The following is a 26,159-nucleotide window of genomic DNA, read 5'->3' as shown; positions in this document are numbered from 1 at the left end:
CAGGCGCCCCTGTCGTCACCAAGGTCAGGCCGCGGCGCGGCGTTCCTTCAGCTCCTCGTTGAGCATTTCGGCCAACAGGAAAGCCAGCTCCAGGCTCTGCGCCGCGTTCAGACGCGGGTCGCAATGGGTGTGGTAGCGATCGGCCAGGCCTTCGTCAGTGATGGCGATGGCGCCGCCGGTGCATTCCGTGACGTTCTGTCCGGTCATTTCGGCATGGATGCCGCCGCCGAAGCTGCCTTCGGCGCGATGGACGGCGAAGAAGCCGCGCACTTCGGCCAGGATGCGGTCGAAGGGGCGGGTCTTGTAGCCGTTGGCCGCCTTGATGACATTGCCGTGCATCGGGTCGCAGGACCAGATGACCGGATGGCCTTCGCGCATCACCGCACGCACCAGCTTGGGCAGGCCGGCCTCGATCTTGTCGTGACCGTAACGGGTGATGAGCGTGATGCGTCCGGCTTCCCGCTTCGGGTTCAGCGTGTCGAGCAGGCGCAGCAGCGCGTCCGGCTCCAGCGACGGCCCGCATTTCAGGCCGATCGGATTGCCGATGCCGCGCAGATATTCGACATGGGCCGACCCCTCGAAACGGGTGCGGTCGCCGATCCACAGCATGTGCGCCGACGTGTCATACCAGTCGCCGGTCAGCGAATCCTGACGCGTCAGCGCCTGTTCGAACGGCAGCAGCAGCGCTTCATGGCTGGTGTAGAAGCTCGTCCCACCCAGTTGCGGCACGGTTTCCGCGTCCAGACCGCAGGCGCGCATGAAGTCGAGCGCCTGGCCGATCTGGTCGGCCATCGCCTCGAACTTAGCGGCCCAGGGGCTGCGGCCCATGAAATCGAGCATCCAGCCATGCACCCGCTCCAGGCTGGCATAGCCGCCGGTCGAGAAGGCGCGCACCAGATTGAGCGTCGCCGCCGACTGGTTATAGGCGCGCACCATCCGCTCCGGATCCGGCTCGCGCGCTTCCGGCGTGAAGGCGATGTCGTTCACATTGTCGCCGCGATAGCTCGGCAGTTCCACGCCGCCGATCGTCTCGGTATCGGCCGAACGGGGCTTGGCGAACTGGCCTGCCATGCGGCCGACCTTCACCACCGGCAGTTTCGACGCGAAGGTGAGAACCACCGCCATCTGGAGCAGCACGCGGAACGTGTCGCGGATATTGTTCGGATGGAATTCCGCGAAGCTCTCGGCGCAGTCGCCGCCCTGCAAGAGAAAGGCGTCGCCGGTCACGACCTTCGCCAGGTCTGCCTTCAGGTTCCGTGCCTCGCCCGCAAAGACGAGCGGCGGAAACTGGCCAAGCTGGGCCTCTACCGAGGCAAGCGCCTCCTGGTCCCGATAAAAGGGCATCTGAATGCCCTTATGCTCCCGCCAGCTTTCCGGCGTCCACTTCGCCGCCACGTCGAGTCTCCTTCACTCAAGATAAAATAGGCGCCGCACCTACGCTGCCAAGGGCGGCAAGGCAAGTTTATAGCGGTTTCACCACCGCCCTGCGCAATGATTTGTCCCGATCAGCCTGATCGGCTCATTCTATTTCTGGCAGGGATGGCGGTCGTTGAGCGCCACGCTGACGAGGACGGACGCCGGCGCCTTGCGCTGGTCGGGCCAGCGTTCGAGATAGGCGACGACGATTTTACGCGCCTCGTCCGCGCTCATGAGGTCCGGCCAGCAGACCGGGCGACCGCGGCCGATAAAGGCGTCCTTGCGGATGCCGTCGATCACGCCGACGATATAAGCGGTGCAGGCCAGGCGATATTCGGGCGCCTTGTTGCGGCATTTGGCGAGCAGGCTGGTACCCGATTCGAACATGAACGCGCCCGTTCCGGCAGGCGGGGTCGCCGGAGCCGCAAGAGAGGGCGAGGCGGCGAGGCTGGCTGCCGCCATCGCGATCGGAAGCGCGCGTATCATGATCATCCTGATGCTGATGTTGTTGCCCGCCCGTAACAAGGCGATGCTGAATATCACCTGTCCGTTTCGATGCCATAGCTTCCCCTTCCCCGCGCGGCCAGTGCGCGGCGGGATTACTCCTTCCGTTTGGCGGTGAAGTCGAAGGTCAGGGCCACCTGCGGCGTCAGGCCGGTGCTGCTGTCGCCATTGCCGACGCCGAAACTCTGGCGGGCGATGGTGGCGCTGCCCGACACCTTGCGGGTGGCGTCCTTGGCGGTCCCATTCTTGCCCGAAAGCGTGAAACGGATGGCCTGCGGCTTCGACACGCCCTTGAGCGTCAACGTGCCGCTGGCGCGGTAGCGGTTGGGCCCGGTCGCCTCCGCGCCCTTGGCGACGAAGGTTGCGGTGGGGTGCGCCGCCACGCCGAAAAATTCGTCACCCGGCAGCATCCCGTCCTTATAGGCGTCGCCCACGCTGGCCGAGGCCATGTCGATCGTTACCCTGATGTCCGCGCTGTCGGGATGGTCGGGGTCCATGACGATGGCGGCGGTCCATTTGGCGAAGCTGCCCTTGATCGCCTCGCCGTCATTGCCGACCGAAAAGCCGATATGGCCGCCAGGCTGCACCGTCCAGGCGGGCGGCGGCCCGACCGGTTGCTCGGTGGCGGCCTGCATAATGTTGGCGGCGGCATTTTCGGCAGGCGCGGCAGCGTTGACGGCTTCTGCTTGCGCGACATTGGCCGCCTCGACTTCGTTGTCGGCCTCCTGCACCATCGGAGCAGGCGCGGGCTTGGCTTGCGGAGCCGGCAGGATCGCGCGGCCGGCAACGAAACCGCCCAGGATCAGCGCCGGCAGCGCCACCAGCAGCACAGCCGATCGACCCGGCACCATGCGCCAGATGAGGCCGTCGCCCATCAGGAAATGATGGCGCAGCGCGCCTGCGACATGAAGCAGGAAGAGCGCGATGCCGATCCATGCCAGCAGGCCATGGCCATTCTCGGCAAGGGCGTGGCTCGCGGCCGGCAGGGGCAGATGCGGCAGCGGCAGGATGCCGAAGAGCAGGGTCGGCACCTTGACCTTTGCCGTCGACACCAGCGCCCAGCCGGTCAGCGGCGCGCCGAGCATGAAGGCGTAGAGGCCGACATGCACGCCCGACGCGAGCGCCCCCTGCCATCCGCCTTCCAGCTTGGCCGGACGCGGCTTCCAATAGCGGACCGCGATGCGGACGAGCGTCAGCGCGAGGATCGTCATCCCGACCGACTTGTGCAACTGGTAGAGCGAGAAACCACGCGCACCCAGATCCTCCAGCGCCCAGCCGACGGCAATCTGGAAGGCGAGCAGGGCGGCGATCGCCCAGTGCAGGATGATGGCGATCAGGCTGTAGCGCTGCGGCATGGATTACCCCGAAAAAAGACCCTGATTGATTGGCCGCGAAATTATGTCGCATGGCAATCCAAGTCCATCGCCCGCCGCGGAAACGATGGGTTGCGACCTGGGGCCGTTTAAGGCCCGCCAAATGCCAACGTCCCCACCGCACATGTGGGCGTCAGGGCACGCCGATCGTCTCGTCCGACTGGGATGGATAGGCACGCAGCAACGCGTTGCACAGGTCCGACGCGACCTTCGCCTGCGTTTCGGCGGGGCGGACCGTTACGGCCGTGCCGCGCCAGACCACCTCTTCCTCGCCGCGCTTGCGCAATATCATGTCGAGTTGCGTTCGTTCGAGCGCAACGAGACGGGACTTGCGCGAAGGAACAGGAACTTTGAGCACCGATCCGACAGCACCGGCAACGCCGCCGGTCATGACGTCGGGACTGGTCGGCGCCACCCGCGCGCTGCCGGTCCCGACCTCGGACACGCGAATGATCAATTCCATCCGGTAGGCAGCGTGACCGGCCCCATCCAATAGCGTGAAGCCCCTGGACGACAGAGCGCCGGCTGCGGCGTCGCGGAAAATGTCGGAAGCGGCATCCTGCCCGCCATCGGCGACCCTCGCCTCGACCGAAATGCTGCCCTCGACCGGAGGGGCAGCGGCCAGAGACAGGGTCGGCGCGCTTATCACACCGGCCATTGCCAGCAGCGTGGCCAGCCAGCCTCTGATTGGCGAGGACGGGATCGCCTCATGCGATGCGCGATTACGGATAGACATGGCGACCTCCTCCAGCGACAGGCCGGACAGCAAAAACGGCGTTTCCCTCTCTAAGCCATTCTTCGCGCTGGACAAGCTGGCAGGCAGCGGGCCGCCAATTGCAGCCGTCCCCCAATCCGTTCGCCCTGTCTGAACGAGGCAAGCGCCTCGTTCAGACAGGGCGAACAGAGGTATAGGTCTGGAACGACCAGTTTTGGTCATTCCGTCAGATAATCCTGATCCTTGAAACCGGCCATTTATTCAAGAGGCACGTAAAAGGCTGAATGACGAAGTCTGGTGGTTAGCTGCCACTCTCAGGGCTAGCGATAACTGGCCCAAGCGGCGGCATATCTTGCTCAGGTACGTAGATACCGCGCGTCGCATCGGTGTAGGCTTGGATGGCAAGCTTACAGAGATAGTCTGCCCATGGCAGGAGTTGCGACAGGTCTCTCATCCAGACTTGGTGGTCGTTCCGTAGATTGATCGCCGATGGATGCAATCCGGCCTCCCTTATAAAGCCGTGAACAAGAGTGTGCCGTGCCTCACAGACGCGGGAGAAGCCACTCTCAAGACCGATCAATTGTTGATCTAAACGGGAACCATCACGCTCAACTAAATCTCTTACCTTCGAGAGCTTCTCGGCCATCGGCGTGCGTTGGACCTTCTCCGAGGTTACCATGACTCCAGCCAAAAACGATTGGTGCCACCATAACTTTGCAGTGACGCTCTCCGCCGACGCGATCGTAGTTATGAACCGCCCGACAGCAGCATAGTCGACATCCCGAACCATGTCGTATCCTTTCCAAGCAACCTGCCGCTTCAGGCTAAGCATGAACGCGCTGACAATGGCCATTCCTAGCGGACAGCGGAGCATGTCCGCTACGGGGCGATTATTGCCGAACGACTTTTCCGCGCATCGTCCGTTGTCGCGGCTATCTCCCCCAAAAGCTGACTGACTGAAATCCACCCATTCCGTCATGCTGACGAAAGTCAGCATCCACGGTTACCTGTGGCCACTCCGGACCCCGGTATCCGCCGGGCTGACGACGTCAGGGATGATCCACTCTCCCCTTCCCGCCGCAAACGGAAATCCCGTCCAGCCAGACAAGAAAAAGGGCCGGACCCTAGGGAAGGTCCGGCCCCGTTTGAACCAGAGGAAAAGGTCAGATCAGACGTGGCAGGCCTGCGCGCCCTTGCCGGGCACGGTGATGGTCACGTCGTCGCCCGAACCCTTGACTTCATAGCCGCCCTCGGCGGTGAAGGGCTGGCCGGCCTCGGCCGCCTTCAGCGACGTCGCGGTGCCGTTCTTTTCGGTGCGCAGCAACGCCGTCTTGTCGTCGCTCATGAAGTCGACGAACAGCAGGCTGTTGTCCTTGCAGCGATACTGCTTGTTGGCCTTGACCGACGGCGGCAGTTCGACCGGCGCGGCGTTGGCAAGCTGAGCCGCCATCGGGTCGGCAGGGCCGCCCACGACTTCGGGTTCGTCACTCTTGTTGCAAGCCGACAGCAGCGCGACGCTGGCGACGGCGATAAGGGGGAGATAAAGTTTCATAGCGATCCTTGTATGTGCATGTGCGACATGGTGCGTCAACGCAAAATGACGGCTTTCCCGCCATGCCCCCTGATATGACGTCATGACGCTTTCATGACAGGCGGCCGGGCAAATGGCCTATTGCGCCTGTGGAGCCTATCCCAAAGACCCGCCAAAAGCGCTGCGGGCTTGACCCGACGCTTAGGCACGGCCAATGCAGGAACATGGCTGAGGATACCCCCACCCCCGATCTTTCGACCCTTTCGTTCGAAGATGCGCTGCGCGCGCTCGAACAGATTGTGCGTCGCCTGGAAAGCGGCGACGTGCCGCTCGACGAATCGATTTCGCTCTATGCCCAGGGCGAGGAACTGCGCAAACGCTGCGCCGACCGGCTCCAGGCCGCCGAAGCGCGGATCGCGAAGCTGACGGTCGACGCCAATGGCGCAGTGACCGGCGCCCAGTCTTTCGGCGCGGATTGACCGCTGTGACCGGGGGAGGAAACACCTCCGCAACCGCCCTGGTGAAACTGCGCGCGGCCAGCGTCGCGGCTGAAATCGACGCCGCCTTCGACCGGCTGCTGGCGGTGCCCGACGATCCGCGCCACCGCCTCTATGAAGCGATGCGCCATGCCGCGATCGGCGGCGGCAAGCGGCTGCGCCCCCTGTTGGTGCAGGCGGCGAGCGACCTGTTCAACATCTCCCGCGATTCGGCGCTGCGCGTCGGCCTCGCGATCGAATGCATCCACGTTTATTCGCTGATCCATGACGACCTGCCGGCGATGGACGATGACGACATGCGCCGCGGCAAGCCGACGGTACACAAGGCATTTGACGAGGCGACGGCGATCCTGGCGGGCGACTGTCTGCACGACCTGGCGTTCGAGCTGCTGGCGGACGAGGAAACCCATCCCGACCCCTTCGCGCGTATCGAACTGGTGAAGGCGCTGGCGCTCGCCAGCGGCCCCGCCGGCATGGCGGGTGGGCAGATGATGGATCTGGAGGCGGAAAAGGCGCGCTTCGACCTCGCCACCGTGACGCGGCTCCAAAATCTCAAGACCGGCGCCTTGATCGCCTTCTGCGTGGAGGCCGCCGCGATCATGGCGCGCCTGCCGCATGAAGCGCGCAACCGGCTGCACGGCTACGCCCGCGACATCGGCCTCGCCTTCCAGATCGCCGACGACCTCCTCGACGTGGAGGGAGACGCGAACCTCGCCGGCAAGGCACTGGGCAAGGATGCGGCGGCGGGCAAGGAAACCTTCGTCTCGCTGCTGGGTGTCGAACCGGCGCGCGAACGGGCGCATATGCTGGTGGCCCAGGCCAAGGCGCATCTTCACAACCATGGCGCGGAAGCGGACCTGCTGCGCGCCATTGCCGATTATATCGTGGAAAGGGACCGCTAGGATCATGACGAAGCAGCGCATCGGCGTCTATCCCGGCACCTTCGACCCCATCACCCTGGGGCATATGGACATCATCCGGCGCGGCGCGAAGCTGGTCGACAAGCTGGTGATCGGCGTCACTACAAACATCGCCAAGTCGCCCATGTTCTCCGATGAGGAGCGGCTGGAGATGGTACGCCGCGAATGTGCGGGGATCGACACGGAAATCGTCGTCACCGGCTTCAATTCGCTGCTGATGGACTTTGCCGAATCGCAGGGCGCCAGCGTGATAATCCGCGGCCTGCGCGCCGTCGCCGACTTCGAATATGAATATCAGATGGCGGGCATGAACCAGCAGATCAACGGCCGGGTCGAAACCGTCTTCCTGATGGCGGACGTCTCGCTCCAGCCGATCGCGTCGCGACTGGTCAAGGAAATCGCGCTCTATGGCGGGCCGATCCACAAGTTCGTCAGCCCCACAGTGCGTGACGAAGTGGTTGCGCGGGTCGATGAGTTGGGGCGCAAAGGAAACTGATTCTTTGTTGGAGAACCGCACCGGCCCGCACCCCCACCCGTCCGCCCAACAGGATACTGCCGTGGGTGGCCGGGTGGGGGTGCGGGCCGGTGCCGCTCCAAAATTCGTTCTTCCGCGCATTTTGCAAAGAAGCCCCTTCCATTTCAGCCTGCGTTCAGTTGCCAATCGCGATCAGCGCGTTATCAGGGCCATGCGACCAATCGGGCCAGTTTGTTTAAGGAAAGCCTCATTCATGCGTTTCACTAGCGCGCTAAAGACCGTGGCGATCGGCCTCGCCCTCACCGCGTCCGGCGTGGCCTTCGCCCAGGGCGGCGGTGGCGGCGGCAATGCCGAGGAGATGAAGAAGGCGGAAGCCGCCGTGCGTGCGCAGGAAAATGCCAAGTCGCTCGGTACCGACCCGACGCTGAAGCTGCCGCCCGCGACCGTGCCGGCCGATCCACAGAATATCTGGGATCTGGACCTGTCGAGCGGCGGTCGCGTGCGCATCCAGCTGCGCCCCGATATCGCGCCGAACCATGTCGAGCGGATCAAGGAACTGACGCGCCAGGGCTTCTACAACGGTCTGAAGTTCCACCGCGTCATCCCCGGCTTCATGGCGCAGGGCGGCGATCCCAAGGGCGACGGCACCGGCGGTTCGCAGCTTCCCGACCTCAAGGCCGAGTTCAACCCGATGCCGCACCTGCGCGGCACGCTGTCGATGGCCCGCGCCCAGAGCGAGGACAGCGCCAACAGCCAGTTCTTCATCGTCCTTCTGCCGCGCATGCAGCTCGACAAGAAATATACCGTGCTCGGCCGCGTGATCGAGGGCATGCAATATGTCGATGCGATTCATGAGGGCGAGCCGCCGGCCGACCCGACCGTGATCCTTCAGGCGTCGATCGAAAGCGACGGCAAGCCGCCGGTGACGGCCGCTCCCCCGCCGCCGCCCGCGCCGCCGCTCTCGATCATCGACACGCCGGCCACGCCGAAGAAGGCGACCGCCAAGGCCGCGCCGAAGAAGAAATAAGCCGGCGCGCCCGGTTCGAGCGCGCGACATTTTCGGCGCTCTCCTTTTCCGTTCGCTTCGGGCGAAGTCGAGAAGCTGGTTGTATCCGCGCCTCGCTTCGCCCGACACGACCGGCTGCTTGACCAAGGCATGATCTCGCCATGCGCGTTGACCTGTTCGATTTCGACCTGCCGCCGGAGAATATCGCGCTCCGCCCCGCCTCCCCGCGCGACAGCGCGCGCCTGCTGCTGGTGCCGGGCGAAGACGCGATGCAGGACCGCATCGTGCGCGACCTGCCTTCCCTGCTGCGCGCCGGCGACGTGCTTGTCTTCAACGATACGAAGGTCATCCCCGCCCAGTTGGAAGGGATGCGGGGCGAGGCCCGGATCGGCGCGACCCTGCACAAGCGGCAGGGGCTTCGCCAATGGCAGGCCTTCCTGCGCAATGCCAAGCGGGTGCGCGCGGGCGACCGGATCGACTTCGGCGCGGGCGTCACCGCGATCGCCAGCGGCCGCGACGAGGATGGCGGCGTGACGCTGGACTTCGAAGGCGACGAGCCGGTGGAACTGCTGCTGGAGCGAGCCGGGCGGATGCCCCTCCCCCCCTATATCGCCAGCAAGCGCGCGACCGACGAGCGCGACCGCAGCGACTATCAGACCATGTTCGCGCGCGAGGATGGCGCCGTTGCCGCACCGACCGCCGCGCTGCATTTCACACCGGAGCTGATGGCGGCCATCGCCGAGGCGGGCGTGATGACCGAGACGCTGACCCTGCATGTCGGCGCCGGCACCTTCCTGCCCGTCAAGGCGGACGACACGGACGACCATCGGATGCACGCCGAATGGGGCCGGATCGAAGCCGCGACCGCCGATCGCCTCAATGCCGCACGGGCGGCGGGCGGCCGGCTGATCGCGGTCGGTACGACGTCATTGCGCCTGCTGGAAAGCGCGGCGGGCGAGGACGGCCTGCTCCGCCCCTTCGCGGACGAGACGCGCATCTTCATCACGCCGGGCTATCGCTTCAGGGTGGTCGACGGGCTGATGACCAATTTCCACCTGCCCAAATCGACCCTGTTCATGCTGGTTAGCGCGCTAATGGGCCGCGACCGGATGCAGGCGGCCTACGCCCACGCAATCGCGACCGGCTATCGTTTCTATTCCTACGGTGATTCCAGCCTGCTGCTGCCTGAACGGTAGGCAATCAGGCCGCCACCGGCTCCAGCAACCGGTCCCGCGTGGCGAGCAATGCCTCCAGCGCCGGCTGGTCGCCGCCGCGCGTCACGCTCGCCATGGCCCGATCCAGCCGCGCCTTGGACAGGTCGCCGATCTCCGGCAGCTTCTCCGCGATACCGACCATGTCGTCCATCTTGCCGAAGCAGTTGAGCGCCAGGTCGCACCCGGCCGCGACCACGCCGGCGGCCAGGTCCGGGATGCTGCCCTTCAGCGCCTTCATGTCGAGGTCGTCCGACATCAGCAGTCCGTTGAAACCGATGCGATCGCGAATGATCTCGCCGATCACGGTGGGCGACAGGGTGGCCGGGCGCTCGGCGTCCCATTCGGTATAGACGACATGCGCCGTCATCCCGATCGGCGCGTCGCGCAACGTGCGGAAGGGCGCGATGTCCGTCTCCAGCGCATTGAGGTTCGCGTCGACCACCGGCAGTTCCTGATGGCTGTCGACCAGCGCGCGGCCATGGCCTGGGATATGCTTGACGATGCCGACCACGCCGCCTTCGGCCAGCCCCTCCAGCACCGCGCGGCCCAGCGCCGCGACGCGCATCGGTTCTGCGCCCAGCGTCCGGTCGCCCATGATGTTACTCGCCCCCTCCTGCCGCACATCGAGCAGCGGCAGCGCGTCGACGGTGATGCCGACTTCCGCCAGCGTCAGTGCGATCGCCCGCGCATTGGCGCGCGCCGCCGCGATCGCGCTCGACGGCGCGACATCATAGAGCCGGTCGAAGATCGCACCGGGGGGAAAGCTCGGCCAGACCGGGCTTTGCATCCGGGTCACGCGTCCCCCTTCCTGATCGATCATGATCAGCAGGTCGTCGCGTCCGTGGATGGACCGCAGATCGTCAGTCAGCGCGCGCAGTTGCGCCCGGTCGGCGATGTTGCGCTTGAACAGGATATAGCCCGCAGGCTCGGCCTCAGCAAAGAAGGCGCGTTCGTCGGGGCTCAAGGTTTTGCCGGCAAGGCCGAAGATGACAGGCTTCATGGCGGCGATCCTAGCGCCGCCTGCACACCCTGTCGAAGCGCAAATGGCGGGGCGGCCATAACCGGCGGTAGGCGCCACCCCTTTTTTGTTCACCCGATCAGTTGACGACCATGCAGCTTTCGCCGGCGACCTTGAGCTTGCCGCAGATGGTGCTCGCCTGCCCGCCCGCGCTCGCGCGCAGGCGATAGACGGTGCCGCCGCCGACCTGCGCCTCTTCGATCGTCGTGGCGAGCGGGGCGAGATAGGGGAAGCGCTTGGACAGGCGGCTCCAGCCATCCTTGGCCACCGCCGCGCTGCCATAGGCACCCAGCTGGATCGTGCCGCTCGCGGCCGCGGCCTTGGGCGCGGCGGCAGGCTTGGCCGCCGTTTCATCGGCCACGCGCGCCGACACGCTCTGCGCGGCGCGGGGCGCGACGGACGGCTTGGCATTGCCGGGCGCCGGCGCGGTGCCGGTGATGGGGGCTTCGGGCACGCGGCTCGGATCGATCCGGCCGTCGCGCGCCACACCCTCGCTCGCGGCATAGCTGGCATCGCCCTCACCGTCGAACTTCTTGGCGTCGGCCTCATGCGCCGGGATCTTGTAGTCGCCCGTCGGCGCCGCGATCAGCCGGCCCTCGCCGGCCCCGCCGCCATTGCGGTTCTGCACCCACCAGACACCGGCCACGACTAGACCGATCAGCGCCAGCCCGACCAGGATCAGCCCCAGCAGGCGCAGCGGAGACAGCCGTTCCTCTTCCTCGTCGATCGCCGGCTCCAGCCAGGGCAGCCGATCCTCATCGTCCAGATCGAGTCGTCCGCGCGCATAATCGCCCATGTTTTTCAGCGCCTCACTGCATTTCCGTCAGGGCCGCGACACCCATCAGGGCCAGGCCGTTGCGGATAATCTGCCCGATTCCCTGCGCGAGGAAAAGGCGCGTAGCCGTAATCGCCGGATCATCCGCCAGAATGACGCGCGCGCGCGGATCGTCATTGCCCATATTCCACCAGCCATGGAACGCCGAGGCCAAGTCGTTGAGATAGAAGGCGATCCGGTGCGGTTCCCGCGCCTGCGCCGATCCCTCTACGACACGCGGGAATTGCGCGGCCAGCTTGACCATGGCCAGTTCCGCCGTCCCAAGAAGGGACAGATCGGGCGCGGGCAGGTCGATCCCCGCTTCCTGCGCGCGGCGGCCGAGCGAGGAAATCCGCGCATGGGCATATTGGACGTAGAAGACCGGATTGTCCTTCGACGCCTCCACCACCTTCGCAAAATCGAAGTCCATCTGGGCGTCGGCCTTGCGCGTCAGCATGGTGAAGCGGACGACATCCTTGCCCACTTCCTTCACCACATCAGCCAAAGTCACGAAATTGCCCGCGCGCTTGGACATCTTCACCGGCTCGCCGTCGCGCAGCAGGCGGACCATCTGTATGAGCTTGACGTCGAACCGCGCCTTGCCCTCGGTCAGCGCGGCAACGGCGGCCTGGATGCGCTTCACCGTGCCGGCATGGTCCGCGCCCCAGATGTCGATCAGCTGGTCGGCGCTCTGTGCCTTCTGGTAGTGATAGGCCATGTCGGCGCCGAAATAGGTCCAGCTGCCGTTCGACTTCTTGATCGGCCGATCCTGATCGTCGCCGAACTTCGTCGAGCGGAACAGCGGCAGTTCCACCGGCTCCCAATCGTCGGGCAGCTCGCCCTTGGGGGCTTCCAGCACGCCGTCATAGACCAGGTCGTGCGCGCGCAGCCAGGCTTCGGCCTGCTCCGGCTTGCCCGCCGCCTGCAACTCCGCCTCGGACGAGAAGATGTCGTGATGGATGCCCAGCAGCGCGAGGTCGCTGCGGATCATGTCCATCATCTTTGCGACCGCAAAGGTGCGGAACGTCACCAGCCAGTCCGCTTCGGGCGCACCGACGAACCTGTCGCCATGGTCTGCGGCCAGCGCCTGCCCGGCCGGCACCAGATAGTCGCCCGGATAAAGGCCTTCGGGGATCGCGCCGACATCTTCGCCCAGCGCCTCGCGATACCGGACATGCGCCGAGCGAGCGAGCACGTCGACCTGACCGCCCGCGTCGTTGATATAATATTCGCGGATCACCTTGTGTCCGGCATATTCCAGCAGCGTGGCGAGCGCGTCGCCCACTACCGCACCCCGGCAATGGCCCATATGCATGGGGCCGGTCGGGTTGGCCGAGACATATTCGACATTGACGGTCACGCCCTGCCCCACGTCGGACCGGCCATAATCGGCAGCGTCGGCGTGGATCGCCGCCAGTTCGGCGCGCCATGTCGGATCGGTCAGCGTCAGGTTGATGAAGCCGGGACCAGCGATGGAGGCGCCTTCGACCTCGTCCAGCGCCTGCAACTTGGTCACGATCGCCTCGGCCAGCGCGCGCGGATTGGTGCCGGCGGGCTTGGCCAGAACCATGGCGGCGTTGGTGGCCAGGTCGCCATGCGACGCATCGCGCGGCGGCTCGACCGTCACCGGCTTGCGGTTGAGGCCGGCGGGCAGAACGCCTTCGGCCTCCAGCGCGTCAAGCACGGCATCGAGATGGGCGGTGAAACGGGTGTAAAGGGACACGGGGCAGTTCCTCAGAAAGCTATAGACCCGTTCGGGCTGAGCCTGTCGAAGCCCTGCACTTTCTTAAAAAGAAGAACAGCCCTTCGACAAGCTCAGGGCGAACGGTATTGAGTTCGCTCTTAGCGCGTAGCGTTATATCGGAGCTGATCCTGGGTCAGGTTGAAACCCACGAGCAGCTCGAAACTGGTTCGCTGCAACGCCGCCTTGACGTCGGGCTGGGCGAAGGGATCGATCGCGGCATCGGCGTCGCCCGCCTTGCGCTTCTGCGTGATCTTCTGCTGGATGTCGGCAGGCAGCGTGGCGGCGGCCTTGTCCACATAGGAACCGGCCTTGGCCTGCGCGCTGGCGCGATATTCGCCCGCCGCGAAGTTCAGCGTCACCTGCCCGACCCGCTTGGCGATCACGGCGTTGCCGCCGCGCACCACTGCCGAGAAATAGGGCAGCACCACCTGGCGCGCCGCGCTGGCGTCGCTGCGGCGGGCGTTCACGGTGAAGGTCGCCTCGGTATAGAATTGCGCGCCGTCCGCACAGGTCGAACGCAGGTCGGTGATGTTCGCCACCACGTCGATCGCCGCCGCGTCGGTGCTGCTGGCCGGATTGAACAGCGTGATATCGCCGGTCTGCGCCGGAATCGCCGCCACCGGGCAGGCCGAACGCACCGCGACGATGCCGCCGGTCGCGTCGATCTCACCCCGGCGCGAACAGCCCGCCAGAGCCAGGGCCATCATTCCAGTCAGGGCGATATGAGACAATTTCACAGGCAGATATTCCTTCACGCGGCCTAATGGGCCAGAAGCTTTGCGCTTCCTTATCCATCCCCCGTCCGCCACGCAACCGCCCATCCCCTCCAACCGCCAAGGAAGCGGCTTTCCTCTTGGCTCTTTCTTCCTTTGCAACATTCGCCTAAGCGGCAGGCATGACCGATGCGCCCGCTGCCATGCCGCCCATGACCCTGCTGATCGCCGCGCCGCGCGGCTTCTGCGCCGGCGTCGACCGCGCGATCGTCATCGTCGAGAAGGCGATCGAGAAATATGGCGCGCCGGTCTATGTCCGCCACGAAATCGTCCACAACAAATATGTGGTCGACAGCCTGAAGGCGAAGGGCGCGATCTTCGTCGAGGAACTGGACCAGGTGCCCGATGGCGTGCCCGTGGTCTTTTCCGCCCATGGCGTGCCCAAGGCGGTGCCGGCCAAGGCGGAGGAGCGCGGCCTCGACTATCTCGACGCCACCTGCCCGCTGGTCAGCAAGGTCCATCGCCAGGCCGAACGCCAGGTGGAGGCCGGCCGCCATATCCTCTTCATCGGGCACAAGGGACATCCGGAGGTGATCGGCACCTTCGGCCAGGTGCCCGCCAATACCATGACCCTGATCGAGACGGTCGAGGATGCCGAAGCGTTCGCGCCCGCGGATCCCACCAACCTCTCCTTCCTCACCCAGACGACCCTGTCGGTGGACGACACCGCCGCGATCGTCGCGACCTTGCTGCGCCGCTTCCCCGCGATCCACGCGCCCAAGGGCGAGGATATCTGCTACGCCACCTCCAACCGCCAGACGGCGGTCAAGGCGATCGCGGGCAAGTGCGACGCCGTCTATGTGATCGGCGCGCCCAACAGCTCCAATTCGCTGCGGCTGGTCGAGGTCGCGGAGCGCGAAGGCACTCCCGCGCGCCTGATCCAGCGCGCCGCCGACATCGATTTCGACTGGCTCAAGGATGTGAAGACGCTCGGCCTGACCGCCGGAGCCTCCGCCCCTGAAATACTGGTGCGCGAGGTTGTCGACCGTATCGGCGAGCGCTTCGCCCTCTCCGAACAGCAGGTCGAAACCGCGCAGGAGAATATCGCCTTCAAGCTGCCCCGCGGACTGGAGACCGCCTGAGCCATGGCCGTCTACACCCACGTTCCCGCCGAAGAGATCGACGCCTTCCTCACCCGCTATGACGCCGGCCGCCTCGTGTCGGCCAAGGGCATTGCCGAAGGCGTGGAGAACAGCAATTATCTGCTCGAAACAACAGGACATGACGGGCGCAAGGATTCGGGGGGTCATCGGTACATCCTGACGCTCTATGAAAAGCGCGTGGATGAGGCGGACCTGCCCTTCTTCATGGACCTGCTCGATCATCTGGGCGCGCGTGGCTGCCTCGTCCCGCGCTTCATCGCCGATCGCGAGGGCAAGCGTCTCCAGCAGTTGTCGGGCCGCCCGGCCTGTTTGATCGAGTTCCTGACCGGCATCAGCGTCACCGAGCCAACGCCGGGGCAGGCGCGCGCCGCCGGCGTGGCGCTGGGCGAACTGCACAAGGCCGCGCAGGGCTTCGACGGCGAACGCCGCAACGCGCTGGACAAGGCTGGCTGGCACACGCTGGCGGCCAAGTGCGGCGATGATTTCGACCAGATTCAGCCGGGGCTTGCCGCGCGCGTCACCGAGGAACTGGCGTTTCTCGACGCCCACTGGCCCGCCGACCTGCCGCGATCGGTGATCCATGCCGACCTCTTCCCCGACAATGTGCTGATGCTGGGCGATGAGGTCACGGGCCTGATCGACTTCTATTTCAGCTGCACCGACGTCCGCGCCTATGACCTCGCCGTCACCCACAGCGCCTGGTGCTTCAGCAATGACGGCGCGACCTGGTTCGGCGACCGTGCGGCCGCGATGGGCGAAGGCTATGCAAAGGCTCATGGCCTGACCGATGCCGAGCGCGCAGCCTTCCCGATCCTGTGCCGGGGCGCCGCCCTGCGCTTCCTGCTGACGCGCGCCTATGACTGGATCAACACGCCCGCCGACGCGCTGGTGACGCGGAAAGACCCGCTCGCCTATCTGCGCCGGCTGGACTTCTACGCCAAGGCCGACCCGGCGGAACTGCTGGGCGCCTGAGACACGATATTATGACCGACCTTCCCCAAGTGGACATCTTCACCGACGGCGCGTGCAAGGGCAATCCCGGCCCCGGCGGCTGGGGCGCCGTGCTGCGCTTTGGGAGCACGGAAAAGGAAATCTCCGGCGGCGAGCCGCAGACCACCAACAACCGCATGGAAATGATGGCCGCGGTCGAGGCGCTCAACACGCTCAAGAAGCCCTGCCGCGTGACGCTCTACACCGACAGCAAATATGTGATGGACGGCATCACCAAATGGGTCTTCGGCTGGCAGAAGAAGGGCTGGAGGACCGCCGACAACAAGCCGGTCAAGAATGTCGAGATCTGGCAGGAATTGCTCAAGGCCGCCACGCGCCATCAGGTGACATGGCAATGGGTGAAGGGCCATGCCGGCCACCCGGAAAACGAACGCGCCGACCAACTGGCCTGCGCCGCGGCGGAGAGTTTCCGGCGCTCGTGATTGCCAGGTCATAAGGTGCCCAATCCGGCCAGTGCGGGCCAGGGTCGAGCATGATGTCGAGCCGTTCCTGAACCGATGGGTTGCTGCTGCCGTCCGGTCGCGATGACCTGCAAGGATCGCGCGCCAGGGCTTGGCGGAATTTTATCCGGCGGGAGGGAATATGGTGCACCCAACTGGATTCGAACCAGTGGCCCCCAGATTAGGAATCTGGTGCTCTATCCTGCTGAGCTATGGGTGCCCGGCGACGGCTCTATTGCGCGTCGCGGCTGCGGTCAATTCTTCGCGTGCGGCGGAACGACAGGAAAAGGCAGCGGCGCCACCTCCACGCCCTCGTCGATCAGCGCCTTGGCCTCGGCCGGGGCGACCTCGCCATGGATGCTGGTGCGATCCTGTTCGCCATAATGCATGGCGCGGGCCTGCTCGGCAAAGCCGCGCCCGACCCAGGTGGAGCCTTCCAGCGCCTTGGCCTGCGCCTGCCCCAGCGCCTCGACCAGCGCCTGCATCTTCGCCTGATCGGCGACATTCATGACCGGCGCGGTCGGTTCATCGCGGGCGGGAGCGGCAGGCACGGGATCGCGGCGGCTGTTGCCCTTCGCGCCCACGGCCGGGGCCATCACCGCCTTGGTCACATCGCCATCGCCGCACATCGGGCAGGCGAGCAGTCCCCGCGCCTTCTGATCCTCATAATCCGCGCTGGATCCGAACCATGCCTCGAACACATGGCCATGGCTCTCGCATTTCAGGTCGAACACGATCACGAAATTGTCACGTCCTTCGGTATCATACGGCGATTGGCGAGCGCCGGCACGCGCCCGCGCACATCCCCTATGCGCGACAGGTCGAGTTCCGCAAGCCCCAGCCCCGCGCTCTCCCCCATGTCGAGCAGCATGTCGCCCCACGGATCGATCACCACGCTATGGCCGTAGGTGACGCGGCCATCCTCATGGTGCCCCGTCTGCGCCGTCGCGATGACATAGCATCCCGCCTCGATCGCCCGCGCGCGCAGCAACACATGCCAGTGCGCCTGCCCCGTCGGCACGGTGAAGGCGGCCGGCGCGAGCAGGATCGTCGCCCCCGCATTGGTCAGCGCCCGGTAGAGATCGGGAAAGCGCATGTCGTAGCAGATGGAAAAGCCCATCCGCCCCCATGGCGTGTCGGCCGCCACCACCTGTTCGCCCGGCCCATAGACCGATGATTCGCGCCAGCTCTCCCCGGTGGCGAGGTCGACGTCGAACAGATGAATCTTGTCGTATCGCGCCCGGATGTCGCCGCTATCGTCGATCAGGAAACTGCGATTGGCCCAGCGCCCGTCGGCCCGCTCGCCCTTCAGCGGCAGCGACCCGATATGCACCCACAGCCCCTCGCGCGCCGCTGCATCCCGCACGGCGGCGAGCACTATATCCTCCGCCTCGTTCCGCAGCGTGTCCGCCGCCCGCGCCCGGTCGCGGTCCAGGCATCCCGCCATTTCGGGCGTGAACAGCATGTCCGCGCCCTCGCCCTTGGCGCGCTTTACCATCTCCACGATGGCGGCGGCGTTGGCGGCGGGATCGACCCCGCTGGTCATCTGGAACAGGGCGGCGCGCATCATCGTCACAGCCCCAGCAGCGCGTCCAGCCTGCCCTCGCGATTCAGCGCGGACAGGTCGTCGCTGCCGCCGATATGCTGCCCGTCGATGAAGATCTGCGGCACGGTGCTGCTGCCCGGCGCGCGCTCCAGCATTTCCGCGCGCTTCGGCCCGCCGAGGCTGATGTCATATTCCTCGAACGCCACGCCCTTGTCGGTCAGCAGCGACTTGGCCCGCGCGCAATAGCCGCACCAGTCCTTGGTATAGATTTCGACCTTCGCCATTTTGCAATCAAACTCCTTTCCCCGGAAATTGGGGCAAAGCCCTGCTTTGTCAATCCACGGCATCGGGCAGGACACGCGCCCAGCAGAGCAGCCGCACCTCCCCCGCCCCGCCGCGCTTGAGCATCTTCGCGCATGCCGCCGCCGTCGCCCCGCTGGTATGGACATCGTCGATCAGCAGCACCCGCCGTCCCGTAAAGCCATGTCCCGGCCTCAATGCGAAGGCGCCGCGCACCGCCTTCGCCCGCGCCGCCGGGTTCATGCCGCGCAGCGGCACCGTGCGTCGCACGCGCTGCAAGTCCCGCTTCTCGACCGGCCATCCGGTGAGCCGCCCCAGATGATCGGCGATCAGCCCCGACTGGTTGAAGCCGCGATTCCACAGCCGCCAGCGATGCAGCGGCACCGGCACGATCAGCGCCTCCTCGCTCCCCACATGCCGCACCATCTGGCGCGCGATCAGCCGGGCGAGGCCGATGCGCCGCCCATATTTCAGGCGCAGCGCGACCGTCCGCGCAACGTCGCCATAGGCCAGCACCGCCCGCGCGCTGTCCCAGGGCGGCGGCTCGGCAAGGCAGGCGCCGCACTCCGCCCCTGCCCCCAGATCATGCGGGAAGGGCACGCCGCACCGGGCGCAGCAGGGTTCGCCCAGAAATTCCATCCCGCTCCAGCAAGGCAGGCAGAAGGCGAAATCCTCCCCGACGATCGCGCCGCAACCAGGGCAGCGCGGCGGCAGCGCATAATCGACCGCCGGGCGCAGCGCGGTCTTGAGAAGCGGGAGGAACGACATCATCTGCCTTGTCCGCACTTCGCGCCCGTTGCACAAGGCCCGCCATGGAACCCCGCCCCGACATTTTCGACCGCGCCCGCCGCGCCCGCTATCGCGACCGCATGATCGCCGGTTTCGCCGATCATGACTTCCTTCACCGCGCGATGCTGGACGAACTGCTCGACCGGCTGGCCGATGTGCAGCGCGACCTGCCCGAAGTGCTGCTGATCGGCTGTCCGGACGGCAGCGCCAGGGCGGCGCTGGAAGCCATGGGCAAGCGCGTCGCCTGCGCCGATCCCGGCTTCCTCGCGGCAAAGGCGGCCAGGGACAGCGGGGGCGCCGGCGTGCAGGCGGACGAGGACGCCCTGCCCTTTGCCGACGACAGTTTCGACCTCATCATCGCCTGCGGCACGCTCGACAGCGTCAACGATCTGCCCGGCGCGCTGATCCTGATGCGCCGCGTGCTGCGTCCCGACGGCCTGATGCTGGCGGCCTTCGCCGGCGCGGGCAGCCTGCCGCGCCTCAAGGCGGCTTTGCTCGCCGCCGAGGGCGACCGGCCGGGCCAGCATGTCCATCCGCAGGTCGATGTCCGCTCCGCCGGCGACTTGCTGAGTCGCGCCGGCTTCGCCATGCCGGTCGCAGACGGGGAGGTTCTGAATATCCGCTACGGCGATATCGTGCGCCTGATGCACGATCTGCGCGGCATGGGCGCGGGCAATGCGCTGGCGACCCGGTCGCCGGCGCTGACCCGCGACGTGCTGATGCGCGCCGCCGGACATTTCGCCGACGCCGCCGACCCGGACGGCCGCACCGCCGAGCAGATGGCGCTCATCTACCTGTCCGGCTGGAAACCCGATCCCAGCCAGGCCGCCCCCGCCCGACGCGGCAGCGCGACGGTATCGCTGGCGGCGGCGTTGAAGGGGAAGGAGTGAGTGGGGTTCGTGGCGTTGCTGACTGAAATGCGCCACTTTTAGTCGTTTGCGCGGTACGATTGCGATCCTGAAAGCGGTCGTTCTCGCTCGGTTCCACCATTAGGTTCAGCTTGCCGCCGTTTGCTTTATTCTTTTAGTTGCGGCGTCCCATTCAACCCTGCATCGTACGGTAATGCAAGAATCCAACAATCCCGTTTTACAAGCGATTGAACTGTTATTGAGGTCGATGTTTCGCTCAAAACCAGTTGGATCGGCAGATGGCGGCTACCAAGTTTCGAAGCCGCACATCGGAACAGAAATCTACTTTGAGGCGGGCGCACTTTTAGAGGCCGCACTATTTATTCGCCGAGAAGCTTCCCCTCATTTGCGATCGCTGTCCGTTCAAGACTTGCAGCGGATGTTAGTCGATTTCATGCGTGAAGAGATTGATCCCCTCCACTTTAATTGGTGGGGATTGCCTGATAATGCTTCCTTTGCAGATCACATAAATGTGAGCGAGAAGATTCAATTGGCTGAGGCGATGAAACTGTCGCCAATTTTCGTAACCGCAACCGATCTGTTTCTCTACCCGATTAAAATCGCGAAGGTAAAAGCGTCTTTCCGTAGCCAATCGTTCTTCTTACTGCCGCCTGAAGAGTTGCCTGAAGAATTAATTCAATGGTATGATCCCGATGAGATAAGGCCGAGCTGCCATCCACCGACGCCTATGGGCGCGGGCATGCCCTCCGCAGATATATCTTGTTGGCTAGGAGTAAGGGCGCCGTTGGCGGAAGTTGCTTTACGTAATCGGAATGCGATTCTCGGCGCGTGTGCACTGCTCCCTCACCCACTCCAGCGGTACTGCTTTTCGATAGCTACTATGCCCAAAGGGTATATGAGCTTCAAAAGCCGGGCTACATTTCACAGCGGCGACGCCAGCACGCCCGCTTTGAGCGAGCATCTCGAAATTGCCACAGTTGATCATTCGTGGCTCTCGGCACTGGCGGAAAAGCTCACCTCAGACAGCGAGCGCGATCGCAAATCGGACTTGGCCCTACAATATTTCTACCGAGCTTGGGTTAAAGATCCTGCTGCTCGCGTTGCTCCTCTTTGCGGAGCGTTAGATGCGTTATTTGGAGACAAAGAAGCGGCAACGCAGGCGATGGTAGATGCTGTCGGGATGCAACTCGGTCCCGAGTTTGGCGAGGCACGCGCTAGAAAACTGGCGAAATTGCGTGCTGGTGTGATCCACGGCGGCGCTCCAAATATCTATGAAGCCTCCATCTATCACAAATATTATACCGATTACCGCTGCGACCCGATCCGAGACTTGGAGCTTGCTACCGCAAGATGTTTGCAGCGGGATATATTTGACGGCATCTTGATCGAACGCGATCATCCATACGCCGATTTCTTGGGGCAGTATGCTGGCGTTGGTGCCATTTTGTAAAGGCAGCTATCCCGTAACCGTCGCCCTGAACCTGACAGTCAGCAATCAGCCACATCACCCTACGTCTGTCCTATCGCCGCAACCCATGATAAAATCGCCGACCGCTCTTTCTCACGCTCAGCCGCCCAACCGCCCTATTGCGTAACAAAATTTCCAATTTCGCTTACAATATATCAAAATATGCCGGAAATGTGCGAAGTTAAGCGGCGCATTTCCTACATTCGGCCCCGCGCCACCTCCCCCACCGTCGGTGGGTCGCTCAGCTCGCGCGAAGCCCATTCCTTGCCATTATGGGCATATTCCACATGGCTTGCCCGGCGGAACGCCGCGCCGTCCCACACGATCACCTGCAACTCCATCTCGTTGTTGCGGCGGACATGCAGCCAGTTGAAGCTTTGCGGCTCGGCGTTGCGCAGGCGGGTCGATGTCGCGGTGCCGGCCTGTATCACCAGCGCGCCGCCGCTATGCGCCACCATCTTCTGCGCGGCCTGCGCGTAGGTGCGGTGGAAATGGCCGGCGAGCGCCAGATGCACACCCGCCTCGCACGCGGCCTTCACCGCGTCGTCATGCCGGCCGACCGCCTCGCTCAGTTCGCCACCCTTGCCGATCGGCATGGCGAAAAGCGGGTGATGGGTGACGAGGATACGGGTCTTGGCCGGCGGCACCCGCGCGAACCGGCTCCGAAGCATGTCCATCTGATCATGATTGATCCGCCCGTCCTTGATCGTCAGCGACCGGGCGGTGTTGAGGCCCAGGATCGCGACCGCCTCATCCTCATAGAAGGGGCAGAGGTCATGGCTGATATAGCGTTTGTAGCGCGCCAGCGGCCGGGTGAAGCGGCGCACGACGTCATAGAGCGGCACGTCATGATTGCCCGGAATGACGAGGGTCTTGAGCCCCGCCCCTTGCAGCCGGCCAAGCCAGACCGCCGCCTGCCGGAACTGGTCGACCCGCGCCCGCTGGGTGAAATCGCCGCTGATGACGACCAGGTCCGGGCGGCGCTCTTCCAGCCAGGCGGTGGCGGCGTCGACGATCTTCTGATCATGCGCGCCGAAATGGATATCGGACAGATGGGCGATGCGAGCCATGGCACAGTAACGATTGCCGGCCACAGGGTTTCCCGACGGACCCGAATCCCTTTCGCGGAGTTATTGCGGCATGGAAACAAACCCCCTCCCCAAGGACGCCATCCTGGTCGTCAACGCTCACAGCCGGCGCGGGCAGGACAATTTCGCACAGGCCAGGGAGAAGCTGGAGGCGGCCGGCATCCGCCTGATCGCCGCCCATGCCGTGGAAGACCCCGAACAGATGGCCGCGACCGTGCGCGATGCGGTGGAGAGCGGCGCGCCGATGGTGATCGTGGGCGGCGGCGACGGTTCCATGTCGGGTACGGTGGACGAGTTCGTGGGCAAGGATTGCGTATTCGGCGTGCTGCCGCTCGGCACCGCGAACAGCTTCGCCCGGACGCTCGGCCTGCCGCTGGACCTTGACGGCGCGATACAGGCGATCGCGACTGGCAAGCGGCGACGCGTCGATCTGGGCATGATCGATCACGACTATTTCGTGAATGCCGCGTCACTCGGCCTGTCTCCCATGATCGGGCAGACGGTGCCGCACAAGCTGAAGCGCTATCTGGGCCGGATCGGCTATCTGCTATGGGCGATGAAATGCTCGGTCGGCTTTCGCGCCTTCCGCCTGACGATCGACGATGGGGTCAGCGAACGGCGCATGTGGTCGACCGAGGTGCGCATCCTGAACGGCCCCTATCATGGCGGCGTAGAACTGTCAGACCATGCCGATGTCGACACTGGCGAGATCGTGGTCCAGGCCGTGGTCGGGCGCAGCAAGCCGCGCCTTGCCTGGGACTGGTACGCCAAATTCGTCAAGCTGCGCGACCGGAACGCCCATACCGAGGAGTTCCATGGCAAATCCTTCAGGATCGACTGCCATCCGCGCCAGCGCATCTCGATCGACGGCGAAGTGCTGGCGAAGACGCCGGTGATGGTGAAGATCGCGGCCGGCGCCGTCGAGGTGGCGGTGCCGGAGGAGGGCTGACACCTGCCCTCCATCAATCCACGGGAATAGGAGTCAGCCCCTACAGCCCCTTCTCGTAAATCTGGTAGATCTTGTTCACCTTGCTGTCGATTGCGTCGGCGATGGCGTTCATGCCCTGATTGTCGTCCAGCACCCAGCCGATCTCGCCGCGGGTCGATCCATAGCGGGCGATCGCGCTACGGCGGATATATTCGATCATCATGAAAGCCAGCTGGCTCGCCATGCGCGAACTTTGCAGCCGCTGCACCACGCCCATCAACGGCACCCGCATCGTCCGGCAATCGGGCTTCTTCAGCCATTTCAGCAGCTTGATCCAGCCGAACGGCAGCAACGATCCGTTGAGCGGCTTCACCGCTTCATTGAGGTCGGGCAGCGTCATCATGAACGCGACCGGCTCACCATCCAGTTCGGCGATCATGATCAGATCCTCGAACACGATCGGCTTCAGCTTCTTGCCGGTATGCGCGACCTCCTCGTCGGTAATCGGTACGAAGCCCCAGTTATTGCCCCAGGCGTCGTTCAGGATCGACAGGATGATCGCGGCTTCCTGGTCGAACTTCGACTTGTCGACCTTGCGAATGCGAATGCGGCCATTCTTCTCGCCCGACTGGACGATCCGCTCGATCAGCGGCGGGAAATTCCTGGTGATGTCCAGCTCATAGGTCTTGAGCTGCTTGACCGGCGCATAGCCCGCGCCTTCGATCATCGCCTGATAGGCCGGGCTGTTATGGCCCATCATCACCGTCGGCGGATGGTCATGCCCGGCGATCAGCAGGCCCGGCTCTTCCCAGATGGACAGCGAAATCGGCCCCAGCACGCGGGTCATGCCCTTGCCGCGCAGCCATTGCTCGGCGGTCGCGATCAGCGCCTTGCCGGTTTCCGCATCCTCCGCCTCGAACAGGCCGAAATTGCCCGTCCCCGGCCCCATGCCCTGCTCGACAGGCTGCTGGAGCGCGAGACGGTCAATATGGGCGGAAATGCGGCCGACCACCTTGCCGCCCCGGCGAGCGAGGAAATATTGCGCCTCGGCATGGCCGAAAAAGGGGTTCTTCGCCGGCGTCAGCAATTCCTTCACTTCGCCCTTCAGCGGCGGCACCCAGTTGGGATCATTGGCATAGAGCCGCCAGGGCAGATCGATGAAAGCCTTGAGGTCGGACTTGCCGGAAACGGGTGTAATGACCAGATCGTTTTGCGCCACGGGTGCCGCCTTCGAAGGAAAAATGGAGTGCGGTGCAGTTCGGCGCTTGTTTGCGGAATGTCAATCACGCGCGCAAGGCACGGGCCGAACATGGTGAATATGTCATGGTGCTGCCATGATATCAGCGCATTTGGAGGCTAGGACCGCCCGCATGACAGTGCATGATCCCATTCTTGCCGCCGCGCAGCGGGCGCGCGCGGCTATTCCCGACGATACCGCCATGCTGCGTGCAGCGGCCGAAATGTCGCGTGACTATGCGGTGGCCAATCCGCGCATCTACTGGCCCGACCTGCTGGCTTCCGCCTTCATCGGCTGGGGTGCGCTGGCCGGCGCCATCCTGATCGACACTATGGCGATCGCGTTCGCCTGCGGCATCGTCGCCATGCTGGCGCTTTATCGCGCGGCGAGCTTCATTCATGAGCTGACCCATATCCGCAAGGGCGCGCTTCCCGGCTTCCGCCTGGGCTGGAACCTGATCGTCGGCGTGCCGCTGATGATCCCGTCCTTCATGTATGAGGGCGTCCATACCCAGCATCATGCCCGCACCCGCTACGGCACGGCGGAAGATCCCGAATATCTGCCGCTGGCACTGATGAAGCCCTGGTCGCTGCCGCTGTTCATCCTCGTCGCGTCGCTGGCGCCGATCGGCCTTATCCTGCGCTTCGGCCTGCTGACGCCGCTGTCGCTGATGATCCCGGCGCTGCGGCGTAAGGTGGTGGCGGAATTTTCGGCCCTGTCGATCAACCCCGCCTATCGCCGCCGCGCGCCCGAAGGCGAGTTCGCCCGCCAATGGGCGTGGCAGGAAGCAGGCGCCAGCCTGTTCGCGCTGGCGCTGGTCGGCAGCGTCTTCGCCTTCGGCTGGAAACCGCTGCTGGTCTATATGGCCGTCCATTCGGCGATGACCGTCATCAACCAGTTGCGCACCCTGGTCGCGCATCTCTGGGAAAATGAGGGTGAGGCGATGACCGTGACCGCGCAATATCTGGATTCGGTCAATGTGCCGCCGCCCGGCACCCTGCCCGCCCTCTGGGCGCCGGTGGGTCTGCGTTACCATGCCCTGCACCACCTGCTGCCGAGCGTCCCCTATCATGCGCTGGGCAAGGCCCATGCACGGCTGATGGAAACGCTGGGTACGGAATCGCCCTATCGCAAGGGCAATTACAGGGGGATGATGCCGCTGGTGGGAAAGATCGCCCGCAGCACCATGACGGCCCGCTGATGCAATAAGGATCAGGCGGTCGTCATGGACCGCTCGATTATTTTTCAGTTGCAGCTTGAAACGGGAAAAGGCGCACCCATATCGGGATTGTTCCGGTCACTTTCCCTCCCCCTCTGAGGATCGGAACGCCCCCTATGAACGCCCTGGCGACGTCCCTTGGTCGCCGGGGCGTTTTTCTT

Annotated in this window: 28 protein-coding genes and 1 tRNA gene; 12 read left to right on the top strand and 17 right to left on the bottom strand. The window is 64.8% G+C overall.

Annotation, left to right across the window (positions count from 1 at the left end; translation table 11 throughout):
• Window positions 1-24: 24 nt before the first annotated feature.
• The 6 genes from VMR39_RS19775 to VMR39_RS19750 all read right to left on the bottom strand — a co-directional run bounded on the left by VMR39_RS19775 (window position 25) and on the right by VMR39_RS19750 (window position 5,560).
• Window positions 25-1,395, bottom strand: a complete 1,371-nt coding sequence (locus VMR39_RS19775) for a class II 3-deoxy-7-phosphoheptulonate synthase (protein ID WP_325418254.1) — start codon at window positions 1,393-1,395, stop codon at window positions 25-27.
• A gap of 129 nt (window positions 1,396-1,524) precedes the next feature.
• On the bottom strand, window positions 1,525-1,902 hold the full coding sequence (locus VMR39_RS19770; protein WP_414712556.1) for a Rap1a/Tai family immunity protein: 378 nt from the start codon (window positions 1,900-1,902) through the stop codon (window positions 1,525-1,527).
• 113 nt (window positions 1,903-2,015) lie between these two features.
• A complete protein-coding gene (locus VMR39_RS19765) occupies window positions 2,016-3,275 on the bottom strand; it encodes a YceI family protein (protein WP_325418252.1) in 1,260 nt (419 codons plus the stop codon).
• 151 nt (window positions 3,276-3,426) lie between these two features.
• Window positions 3,427-4,029 (bottom strand): hypothetical protein, encoded by a 603-nt coding sequence (locus tag VMR39_RS19760; protein ID WP_325418251.1) that lies wholly within the window; start codon window positions 4,027-4,029, stop codon window positions 3,427-3,429.
• Window positions 4,030-4,309: 280 nt separating this feature from the next.
• A complete protein-coding gene (locus VMR39_RS19755; RefSeq protein WP_325418249.1) occupies window positions 4,310-5,005 on the bottom strand; it encodes a hypothetical protein in 696 nt (231 codons plus the stop codon).
• A gap of 171 nt (window positions 5,006-5,176) precedes the next feature.
• On the bottom strand, window positions 5,177-5,560 hold the full coding sequence (locus VMR39_RS19750; RefSeq protein ID WP_325418247.1) for a hypothetical protein: 384 nt from the start codon (window positions 5,558-5,560) through the stop codon (window positions 5,177-5,179).
• A 203-nt stretch (window positions 5,561-5,763) separates the two neighbouring features.
• Here VMR39_RS19750 and VMR39_RS19745 point away from each other — a divergent pair, with 203 nt between their 5' ends.
• The 5 genes from VMR39_RS19745 (at window position 5,764) to queA (ending at window position 9,633) form a co-directional block, all read left to right on the top strand.
• Window positions 5,764-6,018 (top strand): exodeoxyribonuclease VII small subunit, encoded by a 255-nt coding sequence (locus VMR39_RS19745; RefSeq protein WP_325418245.1) that lies wholly within the window; start codon window positions 5,764-5,766, stop codon window positions 6,016-6,018.
• Between the two features lie 5 nt (window positions 6,019-6,023).
• Window positions 6,024-6,938: a polyprenyl synthetase family protein gene (locus VMR39_RS19740; protein ID WP_414712555.1), complete on the top strand. Its 915-nt coding sequence runs from the start codon at window positions 6,024-6,026 to the stop codon at window positions 6,936-6,938.
• A gap of 4 nt (window positions 6,939-6,942) precedes the next feature.
• Window positions 6,943-7,452 carry a pantetheine-phosphate adenylyltransferase gene (gene coaD / locus VMR39_RS19735; RefSeq protein ID WP_325418241.1) on the top strand — a complete coding sequence of 170 codons (510 nt, stop codon included), beginning with the start codon at window positions 6,943-6,945 and terminating at the stop codon, window positions 7,450-7,452.
• A gap of 232 nt (window positions 7,453-7,684) precedes the next feature.
• Window positions 7,685-8,458, top strand: a complete 774-nt coding sequence (locus VMR39_RS19730; protein WP_325418239.1) for a peptidylprolyl isomerase — start codon at window positions 7,685-7,687, stop codon at window positions 8,456-8,458.
• Between the two features lie 140 nt (window positions 8,459-8,598).
• A complete protein-coding gene (gene queA / locus VMR39_RS19725) occupies window positions 8,599-9,633 on the top strand; it encodes a tRNA preQ1(34) S-adenosylmethionine ribosyltransferase-isomerase QueA (protein ID WP_325418237.1) in 1,035 nt (344 codons plus the stop codon).
• Window positions 9,634-9,637: 4 nt separating this feature from the next.
• On the opposite strand, the gene nagZ is transcribed toward queA, so the two are convergent.
• From nagZ to VMR39_RS19705, 4 genes are all read right to left on the bottom strand, one after another.
• Window positions 9,638-10,651, bottom strand: a complete 1,014-nt coding sequence (gene nagZ / locus VMR39_RS19720) for a beta-N-acetylhexosaminidase (protein WP_325418235.1) — start codon at window positions 10,649-10,651, stop codon at window positions 9,638-9,640.
• 97 nt (window positions 10,652-10,748) lie between these two features.
• On the bottom strand, window positions 10,749-11,465 hold the full coding sequence (locus tag VMR39_RS19715; RefSeq protein WP_325418233.1) for an SPOR domain-containing protein: 717 nt from the start codon (window positions 11,463-11,465) through the stop codon (window positions 10,749-10,751).
• Window positions 11,466-11,478: 13 nt separating this feature from the next.
• Window positions 11,479-13,206 carry an arginine--tRNA ligase gene (gene argS / locus VMR39_RS19710; RefSeq protein ID WP_325418231.1) on the bottom strand — a complete coding sequence of 576 codons (1,728 nt, stop codon included), beginning with the start codon at window positions 13,204-13,206 and terminating at the stop codon, window positions 11,479-11,481.
• Window positions 13,207-13,325: 119 nt separating this feature from the next.
• The gene (locus VMR39_RS19705) at window positions 13,326-13,934 is read right to left on the bottom strand and encodes a hypothetical protein (protein ID WP_325418319.1); all 609 of its coding nucleotides are present in this window, start codon (window positions 13,932-13,934) and stop codon (window positions 13,326-13,328) included.
• A gap of 188 nt (window positions 13,935-14,122) precedes the next feature.
• Between VMR39_RS19705 and ispH the strand changes: the two genes are divergently transcribed.
• The 3 genes from ispH to rnhA are packed head-to-tail and all read left to right on the top strand — an operon-like array spanning window position 14,123 to window position 16,536.
• Window positions 14,123-15,082, top strand: coding sequence for a 4-hydroxy-3-methylbut-2-enyl diphosphate reductase (gene ispH, locus VMR39_RS19700; protein WP_325418229.1), 960 nt, complete (start codon window positions 14,123-14,125; stop codon window positions 15,080-15,082).
• Window positions 15,083-15,085: 3 nt separating this feature from the next.
• Complete coding sequence (thrB, locus tag VMR39_RS19695) at window positions 15,086-16,075, top strand: homoserine kinase (protein WP_325418227.1); 990 nt, start codon at window positions 15,086-15,088, stop codon at window positions 16,073-16,075.
• Between the two features lie 11 nt (window positions 16,076-16,086).
• Window positions 16,087-16,536 carry a ribonuclease HI gene (gene rnhA, locus VMR39_RS19690; protein ID WP_325418225.1) on the top strand — a complete coding sequence of 150 codons (450 nt, stop codon included), beginning with the start codon at window positions 16,087-16,089 and terminating at the stop codon, window positions 16,534-16,536.
• Between the two features lie 161 nt (window positions 16,537-16,697).
• Here rnhA and VMR39_RS19685 read toward each other — a convergent pair.
• The 5 genes from VMR39_RS19685 to VMR39_RS19665 form a co-directional block, all read right to left on the bottom strand.
• Window positions 16,698-16,774, bottom strand: a tRNA-Arg gene (locus VMR39_RS19685).
• 34 nt (window positions 16,775-16,808) lie between these two features.
• Entirely contained in the window at window positions 16,809-17,294 is a 486-nt protein-coding gene (locus tag VMR39_RS19680; RefSeq protein ID WP_325418223.1) for a DUF1178 family protein, read from the bottom strand.
• Window positions 17,291-18,121, bottom strand: coding sequence for a carbon-nitrogen hydrolase family protein (locus VMR39_RS19675; protein WP_325418316.1), 831 nt, complete (start codon window positions 18,119-18,121; stop codon window positions 17,291-17,293). Before VMR39_RS19675 ends, VMR39_RS19680 begins: the two co-directional genes overlap by 4 nt.
• A 5-nt stretch (window positions 18,122-18,126) precedes the next feature.
• On the bottom strand, window positions 18,127-18,384 hold the full coding sequence (gene grxC / locus VMR39_RS19670; RefSeq protein ID WP_325418221.1) for a glutaredoxin 3: 258 nt from the start codon (window positions 18,382-18,384) through the stop codon (window positions 18,127-18,129).
• Window positions 18,385-18,433: 49 nt separating this feature from the next.
• Complete coding sequence (locus VMR39_RS19665; protein WP_325418219.1) at window positions 18,434-19,171, bottom strand: ComF family protein; 738 nt, start codon at window positions 19,169-19,171, stop codon at window positions 18,434-18,436.
• A gap of 41 nt (window positions 19,172-19,212) precedes the next feature.
• On the opposite strand from VMR39_RS19665, the gene VMR39_RS19660 reads away from it, so the two are divergent.
• Window positions 19,213-20,079 carry a class I SAM-dependent methyltransferase gene (locus VMR39_RS19660; protein ID WP_325418217.1) on the top strand — a complete coding sequence of 289 codons (867 nt, stop codon included), beginning with the start codon at window positions 19,213-19,215 and terminating at the stop codon, window positions 20,077-20,079.
• Window positions 20,080-20,251: 172 nt separating this feature from the next.
• The gene (locus tag VMR39_RS19655) at window positions 20,252-21,508 is read left to right on the top strand and encodes a hypothetical protein (RefSeq protein ID WP_325418215.1); all 1,257 of its coding nucleotides are present in this window, start codon (window positions 20,252-20,254) and stop codon (window positions 21,506-21,508) included.
• Window positions 21,509-21,723: 215 nt separating this feature from the next.
• On the opposite strand, the gene VMR39_RS19650 is transcribed toward VMR39_RS19655, so the two are convergent.
• Window positions 21,724-22,596: a metallophosphoesterase gene (locus VMR39_RS19650; RefSeq protein WP_325418315.1), complete on the bottom strand. Its 873-nt coding sequence runs from the start codon at window positions 22,594-22,596 to the stop codon at window positions 21,724-21,726.
• Between the two features lie 70 nt (window positions 22,597-22,666).
• On the opposite strand from VMR39_RS19650, the gene VMR39_RS19645 reads away from it, so the two are divergent.
• Window positions 22,667-23,563 (top strand): diacylglycerol/lipid kinase family protein, encoded by an 897-nt coding sequence (locus VMR39_RS19645; RefSeq protein ID WP_325418213.1) that lies wholly within the window; start codon window positions 22,667-22,669, stop codon window positions 23,561-23,563.
• Window positions 23,564-23,603: 40 nt separating this feature from the next.
• Here VMR39_RS19645 and VMR39_RS19640 read toward each other — a convergent pair whose 3' ends face one another.
• Entirely contained in the window at window positions 23,604-24,761 is a 1,158-nt protein-coding gene (locus tag VMR39_RS19640; protein WP_325418211.1) for an N-acetyltransferase, read from the bottom strand.
• Window positions 24,762-24,912: 151 nt separating this feature from the next.
• Between VMR39_RS19640 and VMR39_RS19635 the strand changes: the two genes are divergently transcribed.
• Window positions 24,913-25,980, top strand: a complete 1,068-nt coding sequence (locus tag VMR39_RS19635) for a fatty acid desaturase (protein WP_325418209.1) — start codon at window positions 24,913-24,915, stop codon at window positions 25,978-25,980.
• Window positions 25,981-26,159 lie beyond the last annotated feature (179 nt).

The sequence above is a fragment of the Sphingobium sp. genome (assembly GCF_035511395.1).
Classification (GTDB): Bacteria; Pseudomonadota; Alphaproteobacteria; order Sphingomonadales; family Sphingomonadaceae; genus Sphingobium.
Note: the sequence above shows the minus strand (reverse complement) of the source record. Positions and strands in the feature narration are given on the sequence as shown.